At 67.2% G+C, this 18039-nt stretch carries 19 protein-coding genes and 1 pseudogene; 1 reads left to right on the plus strand and 19 read right to left on the minus strand.

The window, feature by feature from the left end:
* From CRT60_RS12190 to CRT60_RS12215, 6 genes and pseudogenes are all read right to left on the minus strand, one after another.
* Positions 1-752 (minus strand): branched-chain amino acid ABC transporter permease (locus tag CRT60_RS12190; protein ID WP_244592443.1); only part of this gene is annotated, 752 nt, incomplete at its 3' end.
* Complete coding sequence (locus CRT60_RS36440) at positions 686-895, minus strand: hypothetical protein (protein WP_098736670.1); 210 nt, start codon at positions 893-895, stop codon at positions 686-688. The genes CRT60_RS12190 and CRT60_RS36440, both read right to left, overlap by 67 nt.
* A 3-nt stretch (positions 896-898) precedes the next feature.
* Entirely contained in the window at positions 899-1786 is an 888-nt protein-coding gene (locus CRT60_RS12200; RefSeq protein WP_098736671.1) for a branched-chain amino acid ABC transporter permease, read from the minus strand.
* Between the two features lie 14 nt (positions 1787-1800).
* Positions 1801-2202 (minus strand): annotated as a pseudogene (locus tag CRT60_RS12205) (ATP-binding cassette domain-containing protein); the annotation flags it as partial.
* Complete coding sequence (locus tag CRT60_RS12210; RefSeq protein WP_244592487.1) at positions 2184-2765, minus strand: ABC transporter ATP-binding protein; 582 nt, start codon at positions 2763-2765, stop codon at positions 2184-2186. The pseudogene CRT60_RS12205 and the gene CRT60_RS12210, both read right to left, overlap by 19 nt.
* Positions 2766-2827: 62 nt before the next feature.
* A protein-coding gene (locus tag CRT60_RS12215; RefSeq protein WP_098736672.1) for an IS5 family transposase occupies positions 2828-3591 on the minus strand; the annotation gives its coding sequence in 2 pieces (ribosomal slippage) (positions 2828-3261 and positions 3261-3591; 765 coding nt in all).
* Positions 3592-3799: 208 nt separating this feature from the next.
* On the opposite strand from CRT60_RS12215, the gene CRT60_RS12220 reads away from it, so the two are divergent.
* On the plus strand, positions 3800-4798 hold the full coding sequence (locus CRT60_RS12220; RefSeq protein ID WP_161958029.1) for a sensor domain-containing diguanylate cyclase: 999 nt from the start codon (positions 3800-3802) through the stop codon (positions 4796-4798).
* A 466-nt stretch (positions 4799-5264) separates the two neighbouring features.
* Here CRT60_RS12220 and CRT60_RS12225 read toward each other — a convergent pair whose 3' ends face one another.
* The 13 genes from CRT60_RS12225 to CRT60_RS12285 form a co-directional block, all read right to left on the minus strand.
* Complete coding sequence (locus tag CRT60_RS12225; protein WP_244592444.1) at positions 5265-6881, minus strand: class I adenylate-forming enzyme family protein; 1617 nt, start codon at positions 6879-6881, stop codon at positions 5265-5267.
* A gap of 14 nt (positions 6882-6895) precedes the next feature.
* Positions 6896-7969, minus strand: a complete 1074-nt coding sequence (locus tag CRT60_RS12230) for an SDR family oxidoreductase (RefSeq protein ID WP_098736675.1) — start codon at positions 7967-7969, stop codon at positions 6896-6898.
* Positions 7970-7996: 27 nt separating this feature from the next.
* Positions 7997-8731 (minus strand): ABC transporter ATP-binding protein, encoded by a 735-nt coding sequence (locus tag CRT60_RS12235; protein ID WP_098736676.1) that lies wholly within the window; start codon positions 8729-8731, stop codon positions 7997-7999.
* On the minus strand, positions 8728-10428 hold the full coding sequence (locus CRT60_RS12240) for a branched-chain amino acid ABC transporter ATP-binding protein/permease (protein ID WP_098736677.1): 1701 nt from the start codon (positions 10426-10428) through the stop codon (positions 8728-8730). Before CRT60_RS12240 ends, CRT60_RS12235 begins: the two co-directional genes overlap by 4 nt.
* 15 nt (positions 10429-10443) lie before the next feature.
* Positions 10444-11304: a branched-chain amino acid ABC transporter permease gene (locus tag CRT60_RS12245; RefSeq protein ID WP_098736678.1), complete on the minus strand. Its 861-nt coding sequence runs from the start codon at positions 11302-11304 to the stop codon at positions 10444-10446.
* 109 nt (positions 11305-11413) lie between these two features.
* On the minus strand, positions 11414-12556 hold the full coding sequence (locus tag CRT60_RS12250; protein WP_098736679.1) for an ABC transporter substrate-binding protein: 1143 nt from the start codon (positions 12554-12556) through the stop codon (positions 11414-11416).
* A 78-nt stretch (positions 12557-12634) separates the two neighbouring features.
* Positions 12635-13381 (minus strand): enoyl-CoA hydratase/isomerase family protein, encoded by a 747-nt coding sequence (locus tag CRT60_RS12255; protein ID WP_098736680.1) that lies wholly within the window; start codon positions 13379-13381, stop codon positions 12635-12637.
* Positions 13378-13764, minus strand: coding sequence for a MaoC family dehydratase (locus CRT60_RS12260; protein ID WP_098736681.1), 387 nt, complete (start codon positions 13762-13764; stop codon positions 13378-13380). Before CRT60_RS12260 ends, CRT60_RS12255 begins: the two co-directional genes overlap by 4 nt.
* A 14-nt stretch (positions 13765-13778) precedes the next feature.
* Positions 13779-14162 carry a hotdog family protein gene (locus CRT60_RS12265; protein WP_098736682.1) on the minus strand — a complete coding sequence of 128 codons (384 nt, stop codon included), beginning with the start codon at positions 14160-14162 and terminating at the stop codon, positions 13779-13781.
* Positions 14163-14182: 20 nt separating this feature from the next.
* Complete coding sequence (locus CRT60_RS12270; RefSeq protein ID WP_098736683.1) at positions 14183-14593, minus strand: Zn-ribbon domain-containing OB-fold protein; 411 nt, start codon at positions 14591-14593, stop codon at positions 14183-14185.
* A gap of 1 nt (position 14594) precedes the next feature.
* Positions 14595-15755: a thiolase family protein gene (locus CRT60_RS12275; protein WP_161958030.1), complete on the minus strand. Its 1161-nt coding sequence runs from the start codon at positions 15753-15755 to the stop codon at positions 14595-14597.
* Positions 15752-16594 (minus strand): IclR family transcriptional regulator, encoded by an 843-nt coding sequence (locus CRT60_RS12280; RefSeq protein ID WP_098736684.1) that lies wholly within the window; start codon positions 16592-16594, stop codon positions 15752-15754. Before CRT60_RS12280 ends, CRT60_RS12275 begins: the two co-directional genes overlap by 4 nt.
* 265 nt (positions 16595-16859) lie before the next feature.
* Positions 16860-18026 (minus strand): iron-containing alcohol dehydrogenase, encoded by a 1167-nt coding sequence (locus tag CRT60_RS12285; RefSeq protein WP_098736685.1) that lies wholly within the window; start codon positions 18024-18026, stop codon positions 16860-16862.
* Positions 18027-18039: the final 13 nt, after the last annotated feature.

Raw genomic sequence — 18039 nt, forward strand, 5'->3', positions numbered from 1 at the left:
ACCACCGGCCCGAACAAAGTGCCCATGCCGCCCAAGAGCGTCATCAGCACCACCTCGCCCGACATCTGCCACGTCACGTCGGTCAGGCTGGCGAGCTGGAACACCAGCGCCTTGGTGCCGCCGGCAAGCCCTGCCAGCGAGGCCGACAGCACGAAGGCGACCAGCTTGTAGCGGTCGGTGCGGTAGCCGAGCGACACCGCCCGCGGCTCGTTCTCGCGGATCGCCTTCAGCACCTGGCCGAAGGGCGAGTGGACGGTGCGCCAGATCAGGGCGAAGCCGGCGACGAAGATCGCCAGCACAGTATAGTACATGGTCAGCGGCTGGCTGAGGTCGAACAGCCCGAACAGGGTGCCGCGCGGCACGCCCTGGATGCCGTCCTCGCCATGGGTGAAGGGAAGCTGGAGCGCCAGGAAGAACACCATCTGGCTCAGCGCCAGCGTGATCATGGCGAAATAGATGCCCTGCCGGCGGATGGCGATCAGCCCGAAGACCAGGCCCATCAGGCCGGCGACCGCGGTGGCGGCGATCAGCCCGAACTCCGGCGCCCAGCCCCAGACCTTCACCGTGTGGGCGGCGATGTAGGCCGCCCCGCCGAAGAAGGCGGCATGGCCGAAGCTGAGCAAGCCGGCGAAGCCGATCAGCAGGTTGAAGGCGCAGGCGAACAGCGCGAAGCACAGCACCTTCATCAGGAAGACGGGAGCCCGGCGAAGCCGATCAGCAGGTTGAAGGCGCAGGCGAACAGCGCGAAGCACAGCACCTTCATCAGGAAGACGGGGTAGAGCGCATAGGGCGCCAGGACTGCCAGCAGCAGCCCGGCTCCGGCCAGCAGGATCTTCGGCGAGCCGCCAGACATGACGATACCTTCGTGCAGTGTGTCGCGGGTTTGCATGGTCATGGCTTATCTCTCCCGTCCGAACAGTCCGGCCGGCTTCACCATCAGCACCACGGCCATGATCACGAACACGACGATGTTGGAGGCCTCCGGGTAGAAGACCTTGGCCAGCCCCTCCAGCAGCCCCAGACCCAGCCCGGTGACGATGGCGCCGAGGATCGAGCCCATGCCGCCGATCACCACCACCGCGAACACCACGATGATCAGGTTCGACCCCATCAGCGGCGACACCTGATAGATCGGCGCCGCCAGAACCCCGGCCAGACCGGCCAGCGCCACGCCGAAACCGTAGGTCAGCGACACCATCACCGGAACGTTGATGCCGAAGGCCTGCACCAGCGTCGGGTTCTCCGTCGCCGCCCGCAGATAGGCCCCCAGCTTGGTCCGCTCGATGGCGAACCAGGTGCCGAGACACACCAGCAGCGACGCCGCCACCACCCAGCCCCGGTAGGTCGGCAGATACATGAAGCCGAGGTTGGTGCCGCCCTTCAGCAGGTCGGGGATCGGGTAGGGCTGGCCCGACACGCCATACTGGTGGCGGAAGGCGCCCTCGAAGATCAGCGCCAGCCCGAAGGTCAGCAGCAGCCCATAGAGATGGTCGAGCTTGTAGAGCCGCGACAGCATCGTCTTCTCCAGCAGGATGCCGAGCAACCCGACCACCAGCGGGGCCAGCACCAGCGCGCCCCAATAGCCGACGCCGACAGAGGTCAGCAGCAGCCACGCGACGAAGGCGCCGACCATGTAAAGCGCGCCATGGGCGAAGTTGATGACGTTCAACATGCCGAAGATCACCGCCAGCCCGAGACTGAGCAGCGCATAGAAGGAACCATTGATCAGACCGAGCAGAAGCTGCCCGAACAACACTTGGGGCGGAATGCCAAGAAGTTGGAACATGAGGGCTCTCCCGCTCACACGCCGAGATAGGTGTGCAGCTTGTCCATGTTGGCGTGGAGCTGGTCGTTGGGGATCATGTCCACCACATGGCCTTCCTCCATCACGTAATGGCGGTCGGCGATGGTGGCGGCGAAGCGGAAATTCTGCTCCACCAGCACGATGGTGAAGCCGCGTGCCTTGAGCGCCCGCACCGCGACACCGATCTGCTCGATGATGACGGGAGCCAGCCCCTCGGTCGGCTCGTCCAGCAGGATCAGGGTGGCGCCGGTGCGCAGGATGCGCGCGATGGCCAGCATCTGCTGCTCGCCGCCCGACAGCCGCGTGCCCTGGGTCGAGCCGCGGCCCTTCAGGTTGGGGAACAGCTCGTGGATCTGCGGGACGGTCATCCCGCCCTCCTTCACCACCGGCGGCAGCGTGCTTCCATCACCTGCGGGTTCTTGGAGACCACCTCGTACGGCCCTTCCGCCAGGATCTCGCCGCGGCGCAGAACGGTGATCGTGTCCGACAGGTGGGCGACGACCGACAGATTGTGTTCCACCATCAGCACGGTGCGGTCGGCGGCGACGCGCTTGATGAGAGCGGCGGTGCCCTCGATGTCCTCATGGCCCATGCCGGCCAGCGGCTCGTCGAGCAGCATCACCTCCGGGTCGAGCGCCAGGGTGGTGGCGATCTCCAGGGCGCGCTTGCGGCCATAGGGCAGCTCGGCCGCCAGATGGCCGGCCCAGGGGGTGAGGTTGACCGCCTCGATCAGCTCCAACGCCCGGTCATGCAGGTCGTGGAGCGACGATTCGGACTTCCAGAAATGGAAGCTGGTGCCGAGCGGCCGCTGGAGCGCAACGCGGACATTCTCCAGCACGCTCAGATGCGGGAAGACGGCCGAGATCTGGAAGGAGCGGACCAGCCCCTTGCATGCGATGTCGGCCGGCTTGGTGCGGGTGATGTCGCGGCCCTTGTAGCGGCTAGGTACAAAGGAGTTTATGGACGTCCCGGTATTGCATTCAGGAGCATTAGAACCAGACGACCTCACACTAGGCCGTAGACTCATAATCCCTGGCACCATAGCCTGACGGCGACGAGCTTCACGGCCGCCAGGAAATTTTCGGGTCGTTTGTCGTATCGGGTGGCGATACCTCTGAACTGCTTGATCTTGTTGAAGAACCTTTCGACAAGGTTCCGCTGACGATAGACCCAGGACGAGAAGACGAAGCTGCCCTTGCGGTTGGTTTTGGGCGGAATGTTGGCCCAAGCCTTCCACTCGGCGGCTTTGGCGCGGATGGCATTGCTGTCATAGCCTTTGTCGGCCAACAGGATGGCCCCCTCGCCAAGATCCTCCGTCAGGGCGTCGGCTTCGATGCAGTCGGCAACCTGCCCGGCAGTCAGGCGCAGACGGACGGGGCGGCCTTCCGCATCGACGAGCGCGTGGATTTTGCTGGTGAGGCCCCCACGGGAACGTCCCATGCCGCCATCGTCTCCAGCCCCCTTTTTCCCGTGGCCGCGTGCTGGTGCACGCGAACACAGCTGCTGTCGATCATCACGATGTCGCCGTCGTAGGCTGCCGATACCGCTTCCAGAAGCCGATCCCAGACCCCGGCCTTCCGCCATCGCACGAAACGGTTGTAACAGGTCGTCGAAGGACCATACCGTTCCGGTATCTCCGCCCAGGGCGATCCGGTGCGGAACCGCCACAGAATACCATTCAGAACCCGGCGATCATCCACACGCCGCACACCGCGCGGCTTGTTCGGCAGTAGCGGCGACAGGATCGACCATTCCTGGTCCGTGAGTTCGTAGCGGCGGCTTGTCATCAAGGGCTCCTTCGGGAAACCCTTGAATCACGACACTACTCTCTAGGCCAAGACGATTTATGAGTTTACCGCCTAGTCCCAGCAAGATTGATACTTGTTAGATTTTTTTTGCGTCTCGTACAGAAAATCTGACGAATCATTTGTGGAACATCGCAGCAGAATGATACAATCCTTTCGGATTGCCTGCATCGTTCCAGAGCCCCGCATCGTGCTTACCGCTGATGAACTTCGACGCATTATTGACATGCAGATAGAAATCACCCGACAGGGCCTCGACCTGAGCGGCGTGATGGCCATAGTGGTCGAACACGCCCTGGCACTGACCGCCGCAGATGGCCTCGCCATCGAGTTGGTCGAAGGTGACGAGATGGTCTATCGCGCAGTCTCCGGCATTGCACATTCACAACTTGGCTTGCGCATTCCCCGCGAAGGCAGCATGTCCGGGCTGGCCGTCAGGACGGGCCAGCTACAGCATTGCCATGATTCGGAAACCGATCCGCATGTGTATCGCGAGGCATGTCGCCGCGTCGGGCTGCGCTCCATGGTAGTGTTGCCACTGACCTTCCGCCAAGTGACGGTGGGCATCATGAAGGCCATGTGGCGCTCGCCCCAGGCCTACACCGAGACCACGGTCGAGCTGCTGAAACTCGTAGTCGAAATGATTGCGTCCGCCATGTATTTTGCGACGCGCTACGACGCAGACAGCCTCTATCACCAAGCCACGCATGATAGCATGACAGGCTTGGCCAACCGGTCGTATTTCATGGACCGCCTGCGCAGCCTAGTGGACAGCAGCGTGCGCAATAGGTGTGCCTGTGCAGTGCTGGTGCTCGACATGGACGAACTGAAGCAGGTCAACGACCAGTATGGCCACCGCCAGGGCGACGCGATGATCGTCGAGTTCTCCCGCCGCTTGCGCGCCAGCGTGCGCCAGACCGATCTGGTAGCCCGCATCGGTGGCGACGAATTCGCGTTGCTGCTCTCTCCGCTGGCCTCCGACAGCAATCTCCAGGCCGCAATGCATCGGATCAACGGTAACATCGAGCGTCCCTGGCGTTTCGAGGGGGCTGACTTCGCCATGCGCGGAAGCCTGGGCGCGGCACACTGCCCAGACGAAGGCGTAGACCCGGCCGGCCTGTTGCATCTGGCCGACTTGCGCATGTACGAAGCCAAACGCGCGCGCAAGGTGGCGGAACCGAACCCATGAGCAAGCTCTGGAAGCTATCGGGATCAATCCGGGCAAGGCTGCTGCTGACGCTCATTTTCTCGGTCATCTCGCGCTGACTCTTCGGCTGGCCCTGGAACGGTGTCAGTGCCGGCTGGATACTGGCCCATCCGCATTCTTGATACTGCTGGCGAATTCAAGAAGTGGGGAGGTGCGCGCGAACTCAACGAGTTGGCCGAAGTGCGAGCGCTAGGTTGGCGCGATCGGAACGTCAGCCATCCAGTTGCCGATCCTGACCAAATTCATGGCAGCGGCGACGCCGATCACCCCTGAAACTGGGCCAGTGTTGCAGGCCGATGCACAGCGAGATTGTAGTAGTGCCGTGAGAAGCTGTTCGCAGGCGACACGTGCCGCCTACGAACAGCTTCTCAGTCTCCTCGCCACCGTAACCCGGACCATCTACGCAAAGTGCGCAAGAGCCACCAAACCGGGGCAAGATCATCACACCTTATCCGGCTTGGCGCTCGCGGTCCCAGACACGGTCGTTCGGCAACTCCCGCAATTTGTGGCGTTCGATCTCGCGCTTGGTGACGGAACGCGGGAAATCGTCGACGAAGGCAATGAAGCGCGGGATCTTGAAGGCCGCCATGCGGCCCTCGCACCACGCGGCGATGGTGGCGGGCGCCACGTCGCAGCCGGCCTCACGGATGACGAACGCCTTCACGTCCTCCTCCCCCTTCTCGGAAGGTGCGCCGACCACCACCACCTCGCGCACGCCGGGGCAATGGCTGAGCACGCTTTCCACCTCGTAGGCCGAGATGTTCTCGCCCCGGCGGCGCAGCCAGTGGGCCTGCCGGCCGGTGAAAAAGAGGAAGCCATCCTCGTCCAGGTATCCCAGATCGCCCGTGTGCATCCACTGGTTCGACAGGCACTCCAGCGTGCGTTCGGGCGCGTTGAAATAGCCCGACATGAAAATGTGCGGGTAGCGCGGGCGCAACGCAATCTGGCCGATGGAGCCGGGCGGCATGGGCTGGTCGCCGTCGTCCAGGATGGCGACCTCGGCCCAGCCATGGGTCCGGCCGTTGGCGCGCGGCTTGGGCGAGTCCATCCGGTTGTTGACGATCAGCACGCCGCCGGTCTCGGTCAGCGAATAGACATTGACGAAGCCGACGCCGAAGCGCTCGACGAAACGGTCGGCCACGGCGGGCGGGATCTGCCCGGTCACGCCCAGCGAAACCCGCACCCGGTGCTCACGATCGCCCGCCCCTTCGGGCTGTTCGACCAGCACGGTGATCATGGTGCCGATCAGATCGACGATGGTCGCCCCGGTCTCGCGCGCCCGCGCCCAGAAGTTGCTGCCGCTGAAGCGGCGGTCGATGACGGTCGGAATGTCGGCGACCATCGGCCCGACCACCCCCAGCATCAGCCCGCCGACGTGGAACAGCGTCAGGATCGAGTAATGCACGTCGTCCGGCTTGGTCTCGAAGGCCTCCACATAGCGCATCCCCGCCGCGATCCAGGCGAAATGCGGCAGCAGGGCCCCCTTGGGCAGGCCGGTGGTGCCGCCGGTGTAGATGATCACCGCCGGATCGCCGCCGGACACCTCGACCACCGGCGGCGTAGAGCCCGGTTCCAGCAGTTCGGTGAAGGCGGGACGGCGCCCGCCGCCCCCTATCTGCCCCTCTGCCGTCTGCCCCTCTGCCACTTGATAGACCCGCATCGGCGGCAGCCGGTCCTCGACCGCCGCGACCCGCTCCGCCAACTCCCCGTCCACCACCAGCACGGCGGGCGCGGCGTCGGTCAGGGTGTGGACGAGATCCTCGCCAACCAGACCGGCGTTCAGCGGCACCCAGATCGCCCCCAGCTTTCCGGCGGCGACCCAGGTCACAAGATGCTCGGGCGCGTTGCGCAGGAAGCAGGCGATCCGGTTGCCCCGGCGCACCCCCAGCCGGTGCAGGTTGGCGGCCACCAGGGAGGACTCGTCGTCCAGATCCCGGTAGCTCATCGCCCGCCCGGCGACGGTCAGCCGGGGAAGGTCCCCGTGCTGCGCCGCGCGGGCCGCGACCAGCGCCGGCAGAGTCTCCCACTCCACCGGAACGCCGTGAACGCTGCGCTTGGTCGTCATGGCGGCGGCCCTCCTCATTCCGGCAGGATGCGCCGCTTCTGCAGCTCCTGCAGGAGATCGACGAACATCTCCTCGGTGTCGACGCACTCGTGGAAGCCCAGCTTGCGCGCCTTGATCGTGCTCATGTGGTGCGGGTTGGGCCGCTGGCCGTAGCCGAACAGGAAGTCGGCAAACTGCCAGGACGGCACCACCTCGCCATACTTGTAGGGCTTCAACTGGTGCTTGGCGACGACGCGGTCCCAGATCGGTTCGTTCTGCGGCATGATGCGGGCCAGCGAGAAGGGCTGCGCCGGTTCCAGCTCCATGCGGAACAGCTCGGCCACCTTGGGGAAGACGTTCTCCCAGACATAGACGTCGCCGTTGGCGATGTTGAAGACTTGGTTGGCGCATTGCGGGCTGGTTCCGGCCCATTCGGCGGCCTTGGCGATCAGCCGCGCGTCGGTCGCCTCGCCGATGCGCGACGCACCGCCGGGGAAGCGCAGCGGCAGGCCGTATTCGCGCGACACGGCGGCGAAGACGCCGATGGCGGTGATGATGTTCAGCGGGCTGCCGATGGCGAGGCCGCAGACGATCTGCGGGCGCAGCACGCTCCAGCTCCAGTCCTTGCCCTGCTGGCGCTCGGCAATCCAGTCCTGCTGGTCGTAGTAGAAGTTCGGCCGCATGTAGCGTTTGTCGCTCTCGCGCGCCGGCTGGCGGAAGGGCCCGAGATGGCCGCCATAGGCCTTGGTGCCCTGCAACAGCGTGACGTGGCGCAGGTTGGGCGACACCGCCTCGACGTTCTCCACCACGTTCTTCAGCATGGCGAGGTTGGTCTCGACATGGTCCCATTCCGACCAGCCGCGCGTCACGTCGGGCTTCTCGTAGACGGCGGTGTAGCAGATGTTGGTGACGCCCTTGATCTCGCGCAGCTTGCGGCAGTCGTCAGGGTTGCGCAGGTCGATGGCCGCCCATTCGGCCGTGGTTTCGAAATCGGGGGTGCGGCGCGACACGCCGCAGACGTCCCAATCGGGCGACGCCTCGAAATGTTCCAGCATCGGGCGGCCGACGGTGCCGAGAGCGCCGACGATCAGCATCTTCTGACGGGCCATGAAGTCGATCCTTGTGTGGGAAGTTTCTTAGAAAAGCGTCATCAGGTATTGGCGGTCGCCCAGCGGTTCGGGCGCGCCTTCGTAAATCTTGCGGCCGGTGCGCAGCACGGTGACGCTCTGCGCGATCGGCAGGGCGTGGACGACGTTCTGCTCGACCATCAGCACGGCCATGCGCAGCGCCCGGTTCACCTCGGCGATGGCCTCCATGACGCGCTGGACGAGGTTGGGGGCGAGGCCGATGGAGGGCTCGTCGAGGATCATCACGTCGGGCCGGTGCATCAGTGCCATCCCCATGGCGAGCATCTGCTGCTGCCCGCCCGACATGGTGCCGGCGATCTGGCCGGCGCGCTCGCGCAGGATCGGGAAGAGATCCATCACCGCGTCGCGGTTGGTCCGCGTGGCGGCCGGGTCGTCGGCGGTGTAGGCGCCGAGTTCCAGGTTCTCGCGCACCGTCAGGCTGCGGAAGATGCCGTGCCCCTGCGGGACCAGCGCGATCCCCGCCTTGACGTTGTCGGCGCAGCGCCGCTTGGTGATGTCCTCGCCCCGGTAGCGGATGCTGCCGGAGGACGGCCGGATCAGCCCGAAGACCGAACGCACCAGCGTCGTCTTGCCGGCCCCATTGTGGCCCAGCAGCACGCGGATCTCCCCGGCCCGCACCGTCAGGTCCATGTCATGGACCACGGCCCGCTTGCCGTACCCGGCACTCAAGCCCCGCACCTCAAGCAGAGGTTCGGCAATCGGCATCGCATGAATCTCGGTCATCCAAAATACCTCTCGGCCAGTTCGCGGTCGCGCATCAGCGTCTCCGGCGGTCCTTTGGTCAGCACGCGGCCCTCGTCAATGAAGACGATCTCGTCGCAGACGCCGCGGATGACCTCCAGATTGTGTTCGATGATGCAGATGGCCTTGTTGGCCCGCGCCAGATCGCGCAGCACACCGCAGATGCGCTCCACCGTGCCGGTGTCGAGGCCCGACAGCGGTTCGTCGAGCAGCAGCACGTCGGCCCCAGTCGCCAGAAGTCGGGCGATGACCAGCAGCTTCTCCTCGGCGTAGGACAGGTTGGCGGCGACCTCGTCGGCCTTGGCGAGCAGCCCGACGAAGGAGGCGATCTCCAACGCTCGGGCGAGGTTCTCCCGCTCGGCCCAGCGGACGCGGCCGGGCCGCAGATAGACGTCGAACAGGCGGTCGCCCGGCTGTTTAGGCAGCGAGACCAGGATGTTCTCGGCGACGCTGAGCTTGGTGAACAGCTTGAGATCCTGGAAGGAGCGCGCCAGCCCGGCGGCGACGACCTCGTGCGGCTTCAGCACGGTCAGGTCGCGGCCCCGGTAGAGGATGGTGCCGCTCGTCGGCCGCAGGAAGCCGGAGAGCAGGTTGAAGGCGGTCGTCTTGCCGGCACCGTTGGGGCCGATCAGCCCGACGATCTGGCCGCGCCGCAGATCGATGGTCAGATCCTTGACCGCCTTGATTCCGCCAAAGTTCTTGGCCAGCGCCTTGGCGGAGACTACCACCTCGCCCGGCGTGCCCTCGGCGCGGACCAGCGTCGACGCGGGACCGTTGGCGGGAACCGTCGGCAGAACCGCGCCGGTCGGCGGACGGAATACCGTCTCGGGGAATAGCCCCTCGGGACGCAGCCGCAGGATGACGATCAGGACCACGCCGTAGATCACCTGCCGCACCATGTCGGCGATGTCGCCAGGCACATGCACGAACTTCAGCCCCTCGGGCAGCAGCACCAGGATCGCGGCACCGGCCAGCGAGCCCCACAGATTGCCCATGCCGCCGAGGATCACCATAGCGAGGATGAGGATGGTCTCCTCGATGGTGAAGGATTCCGGGTTGACGAAGGCGATGTAGTGGGCGACCAACGATCCCGCGACCGACGCCAGCCCGGCCGACAGGGCGAAGACCACCAGCTTCATGCGGACGAGGTTCTTGCCGACCGCCAGGGCCGCCGCCTCGTTCTCGCGCATGGCGCGCAGCGAGCGGCCGAAAGGCGAGGCGCCAAGCCTCCAGGCCACCGCGCAGCACAGCGCCGCCATCACCGCCGCCAACGGCAGGAAGGCCACCGGATTGTTCAGAGCGGTGCCGAACAGCGACACCGGGGGAATGCCGCCGATGCCGTCCGGTCCGCCGGTGACCGGCTTGCTGTTCATCAGCACGTCGATGGTGATGGCCTGCAGCGCCAGCGTAATGACGACCAGATAATGGCTGCCCACCCGCATGGCAGGGAAGGCGACCAGCAGGCCGATGGCGGCGGTGACGACGATCCCGGCAAGCATGGTGAAGGGAAAGCCGATGCCGAGCTTCGTTGCCAGAATGCCGGCGGCGTAGGCTCCGCTGGCGTAGAAGGTGGCATGCGCCAGGGCGAAGATGCCGCCAAAGCCGATCAGCAGGTTGAAGGAGGTCGCCAGGATGCCGTAGAGGCAGACCATGACGAGGACGTGGGCAAGGTATTCCATGGTTTCCGGGCCTCCTCACGCCCGCCGGACGATGCCGGACGGCCGGGCCAGCAGGAACCCGAACAGCACGACGAAGACGATGGTGTTCTGCCACTCGGTCGGGATCTGCCACATGCCCAGACTCTGCACGAAAGCCAGCAGGAAACCGGCGACGACCGCGCCGCGCAGCGAGCCGACCCCGCCGACGATCACCGCGACGAAGGCGACGAAGACGGCGCCGAAGCCCATGTTGGGGTTGAGCCCGTCGCGCAGCAGCACCAGCGCCCCGGCGACCGCCGACACCGCCGAGCCCAGCGCGAAGACCAGGATGGACAGCCGCGTGGTGTCGATGCCGATGACGGTCGCCATCTCGCGGTTGTCGGCCATGGCGCGGATGGCCTTGCCATAGCGGCTGGTGCGCAGGAACAGCGCAATGCCGCCGCCGACCAGCAGCGCCGCCAGCACCTGGCCTACCTGCACCGTGGTGAAGAAGGCGTTGCCGACGAAATGGACGTCGTAGGCGACGTCGACCGTCTTGACGTCGGTGCCGAAGACGATGCCGATCAGGTTCTTGATGACGATGAACAGGCCGAGCGAGGCGACCAGCACGACGAAGGGGGGGCTGCCGCCGATCTCGAACGGGCGGTAGATGAAAAGATAGCTCGCAACCCCCAGCGCCGCCGTGGCGGCGACGCCGAGCCCCACCGCCACCCAGAAGGGTAGCCCGGCCAGCGCCACCAGCGCCCAGACGACGTAGGCGCCGACCGCGTAGACCGGCCCGTAGGCGAAATGCACGACCCCGGTGGTGCCGAAGATCAACGCGAAGCCCATAGCCAGCAGGGCGAAATGCGCGCCGTTGAACAGGCCGTTCAGGGTCAGTTGAATGAGCAGATCCATGGGATGGGCTCCTGGGCGAAGACGCCCCCTTGCGGGCGCTTGAGGCACCGGCGGAAACCCTCTCCCCCCTGGGGAGAGGGTTGAAAAAGAGGGCGCATCGGAACGGCGATCACTCGGCCGACGTGAACTTCACGAATTTCGGTTCGCCGTTCTCGAGGCGGAAGACCGCCACCGGCTTCTGCGCGACACCGTTCTTGCGGAAGGTCAGCGTCTTGCCGTAGACGCTGTCGAAGGTCGGATTCTCCCACAGCGCCTCCACCAGACGCTCGCCGGTGTAGTAGTCGCCGCCCTTGGCCTTCGACCGCCGGATCAGCTCGGCAATCACGTAGACGCCCTCGTAGTAGTTCGCGGCGTAGAAGTCCGGCATGTCGCCGAATTTCGCCTTGTAGGCTTCGGCGAAGCGCTTGGACCACGGGTTCTCGTCGGTGGCGGCGAAATAGTCTGTGACCACCTCGACGCCCTCGGCGTGCTTGCCGGCGACCTTGGTGTCCTCGGCGGTCCATTCCATGCAGTAGACCGGCTGCTTCATGCCCAATTCGCGCAGGCGCTTCACCGCCAGACCGGCCTGCGGGGTCGTCGGCCAGTTGGCGATGGCGTCGGGCTGCGAGGCGCGCAGCTTGGCGACCTGGGTGTCGATGTTGGCGGCGTCGGCCTGGAACTGCTCGGCGGCGACCATCTTCAGCCCCATGCCTTCCCAGGCCTTAGTGGTGGCGGCGATGGTGGCGTCGCCGAACTCCGACTTGATGGCGATCTGGGCGAGCTTCTTGGCGCCCTGCTCCGCCGCGCGGTGGGCGATGCCGCCGGCCAGATCCGACGCCATCGAGCGGATGTTGAACATGTAGGGCGAGGTGCCGACCGTCTGGGCGCTGACCCCGCCGCCGTTCAGCATCAGGATCTTCTTCTGGTCGCCGATCGGCATGGTGGCGAGCGTCACCGTGGAGAAGGACGGCAGCACCGCCTTCACCCCCTCGACGTCGATCAGCCGGTTCATCCCGGCGACGGCGGCCTGGGCGCTGCCGCTCTTGTGGTCCTCGATGACCAGTTGCAGCTTGGTGCCGTCGATGCCGCCCTTGGCGTTGATCTCGTCCACCGCGAGCTGCGCGCCGCCGCTCATCACCTTGCCGTAATGGGGCGAGGCGCCGGTCATCGCGAAGATGCCGCCGATCTTGTAGACCTCCGGGTCGGCGGCCAAGGCGCTGCCGGCGAAGACGGTGCCCAGAGCCAAAACGGCGAAACTGGTGCGTATCGACATCGTTCCCTCCCAGGAATCGGGTGTTGGGGGTGACGCGGTCCCGTTGACGGGACTCGTTGTCGTTTCGAGGCCCGCGCCTCAGCGGGCGAAGGACAGATCGGCCAGAAGCCGCCGGACGGACGGGGCCGCGTGGTTCTCGGCCAGCAGCGGTGCCAGCCGCCGGGTCTTCTCCGCCATCGACGGGCGGTCCTCCATCCGCAGGATGCGGCGGCCGATGACAAGCGCGTCGATCCGCTCACGGTAATGGGCGATGCGCGCCTCGGCCGACTCGGCGAACCCGCCGTCCGGCAGGATTTCGGTCAGGAAACCGAAGCCGTAGGCCTCGGCCGCCGTCATCATCCGCCCGCCCGCCAGGATCTGGAAGGCGAGCGCCGCCGGCAGCCGTTCGGTCAGCGCGGCGTGGACGAAGGCCGGGTAGAGGCCGAAGCGCATCTCGGGAAAGCCGAACTGCACGCTGTCGGCGCCCAGCACCAGATCGCTGAGGCAGGCCACGATGCATCCCGCCCCCAGCGTCCGGCCATGCACAACGCTGACGACCGGCACCGCCGACCCGTACAGCGCCTGCATCGCGGCCCGCAGCGCCTCCTCCTGCGCGGCGAAGGCCTCGGCCCCGCGCCCCATCTCGGCGACGTCGCCGCCGGCGCAGAAGCCGCGCGGACCGGTGCCATCGATCGCCACAAGGGCGGCCCCGGCATCCGGCGCGCCGTCGATGGCGGCGGCCAGGGCCCGCAGCATCGCGGTGTCGAGCGCGTTGATCTTCTCCGGCCGGTTCAGCGTCACCCGGCGCAGGTCGCCGTCGTCGCGGACGAGCAGGCTGTCCGTCATGGCGCCGCCCTCCCCTCCGCGGGATGCGCCATGCGGCCGGAAATCACCGTCTCGCCGTGCTGGTTGGCGATCCACACGTCGTAGCCGTTGCCATCCGCCCGCCGCCGCCCGCCCGCCGTCACCACGTCGTCCTCGCGCACCGGGCGCAGGAAGCGGATGTCGAGCGTCGCGTCGGACACCGCCGCCTCACCCAGGCTGATCCGCACCGACTGCCACAACAGATTCACCGACAGCAGGCCGTGGGCGATGATGCCCTTCATCGGCGACTTCGCCGCGAAATCGGGGTCGAGATGGATCGGGTTGAAATCGTCGGTCAGCTCGGCGTAGAGCCGGATCGCCGTGCGGTCGATGCGCTTGGAGACCGGAGCCAGCGTATCCGTCATGGCGACATCCCCCCTCATGCCGCCCACAGCACGATCATCCGGCCGCGAAAGCAGGGCGTGCCGTCCTCTCCCACCGTCTCGGTGTCGAAATGGACCCAGCGGCGGTCGCGCTTCACCTCCTTGCAGGCGCAGGCGATGGTGGTGGTCAACCGCTCGCCCAAGGCGGGTCGGCGCAGCATTTCATAGCGTTGCGAGCCGTGGACGTTCCCCGGCGGGCGCGGCGCCACCAGATCGGAGTAGGCCCGCATGGACGCCACCGCGATCATCCCGGCGGGCATCCGCCCGTCCGCCGCGTCATCGGGGTATAGGCTGGCCCAGCGCCGCATCAGCGCATCGGACAGGTGAAGCTCCTGGGCGCCGAAGGCGGCCCCCACGGGAAGCGAGTCGAACACATACATGGATGTCCCTCCAGAAGGGTTCACTCCAGCGGCCGGACCTGCGGCAAGGCGCCGCCGCCGGCCAGCGGCTCGAAGATGACGCGGATCCGCAGACCGATGCGGACCTCCGCGGGCGGGCAATCGCGCAGGTTCGCCATCAGGCGGAACCCTTCGTCGAGATCGACCAGCGCGACGACGTAGGGCACGTCGTCCTTGAAGGCCGGTGTCGGTGCCCGGTGGACGGTGGTGTGGCTGTGAATGGCGCCGACCCCTGCGGAGCGCTCCTCCACCGGACCGGCGGCCCGGCAAACGGTGCAGAAGGGACGCGCCGGGAACTGGACATGGCCGCAGGCGGCGCAGCGCTGGTAGGTCAGCACCCCCCGCGCGCAGGCGTCCCAGAAGGAACGGGTGTCGGCGGTGATCAGCGGGGCGGGCTTCACGGCGGCGGTCATCTCAGGCCCTCCCCAGGATCAGCGAGCAATGCGCCGACAGAATGCCGCCGTCGCCGTGGACGAAGGCGGTTCCTGCTCCGGCCACCTGCCGGTCGTCGGCCTCCCCGCGCAGTTGCCGCACCGCCTCGACGATGTGGAACATGCCCCCGGCGGCGCCGGAATGCGCGTAGGACAGCAGGCCGCCATGGGTGTTGCAGGGCAGGAGCCCGTCCAGTTCCAGCGCGCCGTCGAGGATCGCCGGACCGGCCTCCCCCTTCGGGAAGAAGCCGATGGATTCCAGCTCGGCCAGCAGGGTGATGGTGAAGCTGTCGTAAATCTCGGCGACGTCGATGTCGGCAGGCGTCAGCCCGGCCATGGCGAAGGCTTGCGCCGCCGATTGCCGACAGCCGAAATCGGTCAGCGACGGCATGGCGAAGGTGTGCTCGTGCGTGTTCATCTGCCCGTAGCCGAGGATCGACACGGGCCGGCCGGTGTGGTCGGCGGCGGAATCGGCGGCGCTGACCACGATGGCGGCCCCGCCGTCCGACACCAGACAGCAGTCGAACAGCCGCAGCGGGTCGGCGATCATGCGGGCGGACAGCGCCTGCTCCATGGTCAGCGGGTCGCGGGCCTGCGCCTTGGGATGACGGCGGGCGTGGCCGCGCTGGGTCACGGCGATGGCGGCGAGCTGCTCGGCGAAGACATCGGGAGCGACGCCGCGCTCGTGCATGCAGCGGCGGGCCACCAGCGCGTAGGCCGCCGGGATCGACAGGCCGTAGGGGCGCTCGAACTGCGGGTGCCCGACCTCGGAAAGCGCCGCGACGGCCCCGCCCCGGCCCATGCCGCTCAGGCGGTTGTCGGCGCAGACCGCCAGCACGTTGCGGCAGATCCCCGCCCGTACCAGGGCGGCGGCCTGCATCACCAGCGCGCAGGCGGTCGCCCCGCCGGCCTGGATGGCGGCGCTGTAGGAGGGCGTGATGCCGAAATACTCGTTGAAGACCGACGAGAGCATCAGATGCGGCTCGGCCAGCGAATAGGCGCAGAGCACGCCGTCCACCTCGTCCGCCCGCAGGCCCGCGTCGGCCAGCGCCGCCGTTGCCGCCTCGGCATGGAGCGCCATGCAACTCGTTCCGTCCAGCCGGCCGACGGCGGTGTCGGCAACCCCGGAGATGACGGGGGTCATCGCGTGCTCTCCCGGTGATGAGGAAGGGGGCTGAACGAGCCGGCCAGTTGCCGGCTGATCCGCCGCGTGGTGTCTCGCAGGTCGGCGGCCATCGCCGCGACTCGCTCATCGGAGAATTGCGCCGTCAGCCCAACCGCCGACAGCGCCAGGAACGGCGTGCCCTCGGCGTCGAGCACCGGGCTGGACACGGTCGTCACGCCGCGCGCGAAGCCGTCTCGGTCCACCGCATAGCCGTCGACCCGCGCCGCCTCGACTTCTTCCAGGAAGTGCTCGAAGGATGGCGGGCCGTCCTGCCGGACCTTGGCGTATTGGCGCCTCATCTCGTCGACGGGGAAACCGGCGTGCGCCGCCATGCAGCGGCCGAGCGCGCCGACCAGCAGCGGCAGGCGGTGGCCAATGCGCATGTGGATCTGGATGGTCGAGGTCGCCTCCGCCCGGTCCACCAGCATGACGCGGGCGTTGCTGACGCGCAGCCACGCCGTCATCGGCGTCTGCCACGCGGCGGCGAGCCGCTCCAGCTCCGGGTGGATCAGCCGGGCGTAACCGACCTGATCGAGCGCGCTGCCCGCCAACTCCACCAGCCCGGCGCCCAGCCGGTAGGCCTTGCCGGCCTCCTCGAAATGGACGACGCGCTCGGCGACCAGGGTCTTGAGGATGTTGAAGCAGGTGCTGGGGTTCAGCCCCAGCGCCCGGGCGGTCTGGATGCTCGACACCGCGCCGTCCTGGGACGCCAGATAACGCAGGATCGCCAAGGCGCTGACCACCGCGCCGACCGGCTTGCCGATGTTGAGCGCCGCGATGTCCCTATCCTTGTCCTGATCCTGATGATCGGCGAGCATGGCGCGCTCTCCATTCTCTATTGAGAATTTCATTCTGTATTAAGATTGTGCCTCCGATCTTATTGTTAGTCAAAACAATCGTTCGCTGCGAGGACTGCTTGATACGCATACCACCATAGTCATTTCGCAGAGCTGGGAGCCGAGGGGCCCGAAACAAGCAGTCCTCAAGCGGACCTCGGAAAAGACGAATGGCCCTGCCGGGAGGCAGGGCCATTCGTTCCGTGACGGCGGTGGCGCGGTCCGGTTCAGGACGGACCGGCTCCCCTCACCAGGCCAACTCCAGAATGTCGCGGATGTCGGCCTCCCCGGTGATCGGGCGCGGGTTGCTGCGGACCATCATGTTTTGCATGGCCCCGGCCGCGATGGCGGCGAAGTGGTCGCGCGTCACGCCCACCTCGCGCAGGCTGCCCGGCTGCCCCAGGTCGCGGACGAGACCGGCGACCGCCGCCGCGGCGTCCCCATCCTCGCGCCCCAGCGCGCGGGCCACCAGCGCCTGACGGTCGGCGTTCACCTCCCGGTTCCAGCGCAGCACGCTCGGCAGCATGACGCAGGAGCAATGACCGTGCGGCACGTTGGCGACCGCGCCGAGCTGGTGACCGATGCCGTGGCTGGCGCCCCACTCCACCCGGCCAAGCCCGGTCGAGGCCAGCCAGACGCCGAGCTGGCTCTCCAGCCGGGCGTCGAGGTCGTCCGGCTCGGCCTGGTTGACGCGCAGGGAACGCGCCAGCATGCCCAACCCGTGCAGGCAGGTCGCGTCGGTGAAGGGCTGCGGCTTGCGGGAGCACACCGTCTCCACCGCGTGGTCGACGGCGCGGATGCCGGTGGACAGCCACAGCCGGTCGGGCGTGTGAACGGTCACGGCGGGGTCGAGGATGACCACCTGCCCACCGATGTGGCGCCCGGTGTAGAGATCCTTCACCTGGCGCGTCACGTCGGTGGCGCCGCCGAGGTTGGAGAACTCGGCCCCCGACAGGGTGGTCGGCACGATGATCTGGCGCAGCGGCAGGTCCTTCACCGCCGGGACGATGCGAGTGCCGTCCTCCGCCACGCGGATGCGCACGGCGTCGAAGCCGGCCTCGTCGGCGATGCCCTCGGCCAGCGCCACCAGCGTCACCTTCACCGTGTCCATCGGGGTGCCGCCACCGACCGTGACGATCAGGTCCGGCTGCAGCCGCCGCACCTCCCCGGCCAGGGCGAGGACGGAGGCGCGCGGCACATGCTCGACGCAGGAATCGAACACGCCGATGCAGCGGTCGCCCAGCGCCTCGCGGATGGCGGAGACGACGCCGGTCGAGCGGCTCAGCGTCCGGCTCGCCACGATCAGCAGACGGCTCTTGCCCAGCCGCCCGGCGGTCTCCGCCACGGCCTCGGCCGCCGGGCGACCATAAATGACACGATCCTGCGCCAGGAACTCATAGACACCCGATTGCATGCCGTTTCCCTCC

Origin of the sequence: Azospirillum palustre (assembly GCF_002573965.1) — a bacterium.
In the GTDB taxonomy this organism is placed as follows: domain Bacteria; phylum Pseudomonadota; class Alphaproteobacteria; order Azospirillales; family Azospirillaceae; genus Azospirillum; species Azospirillum palustre.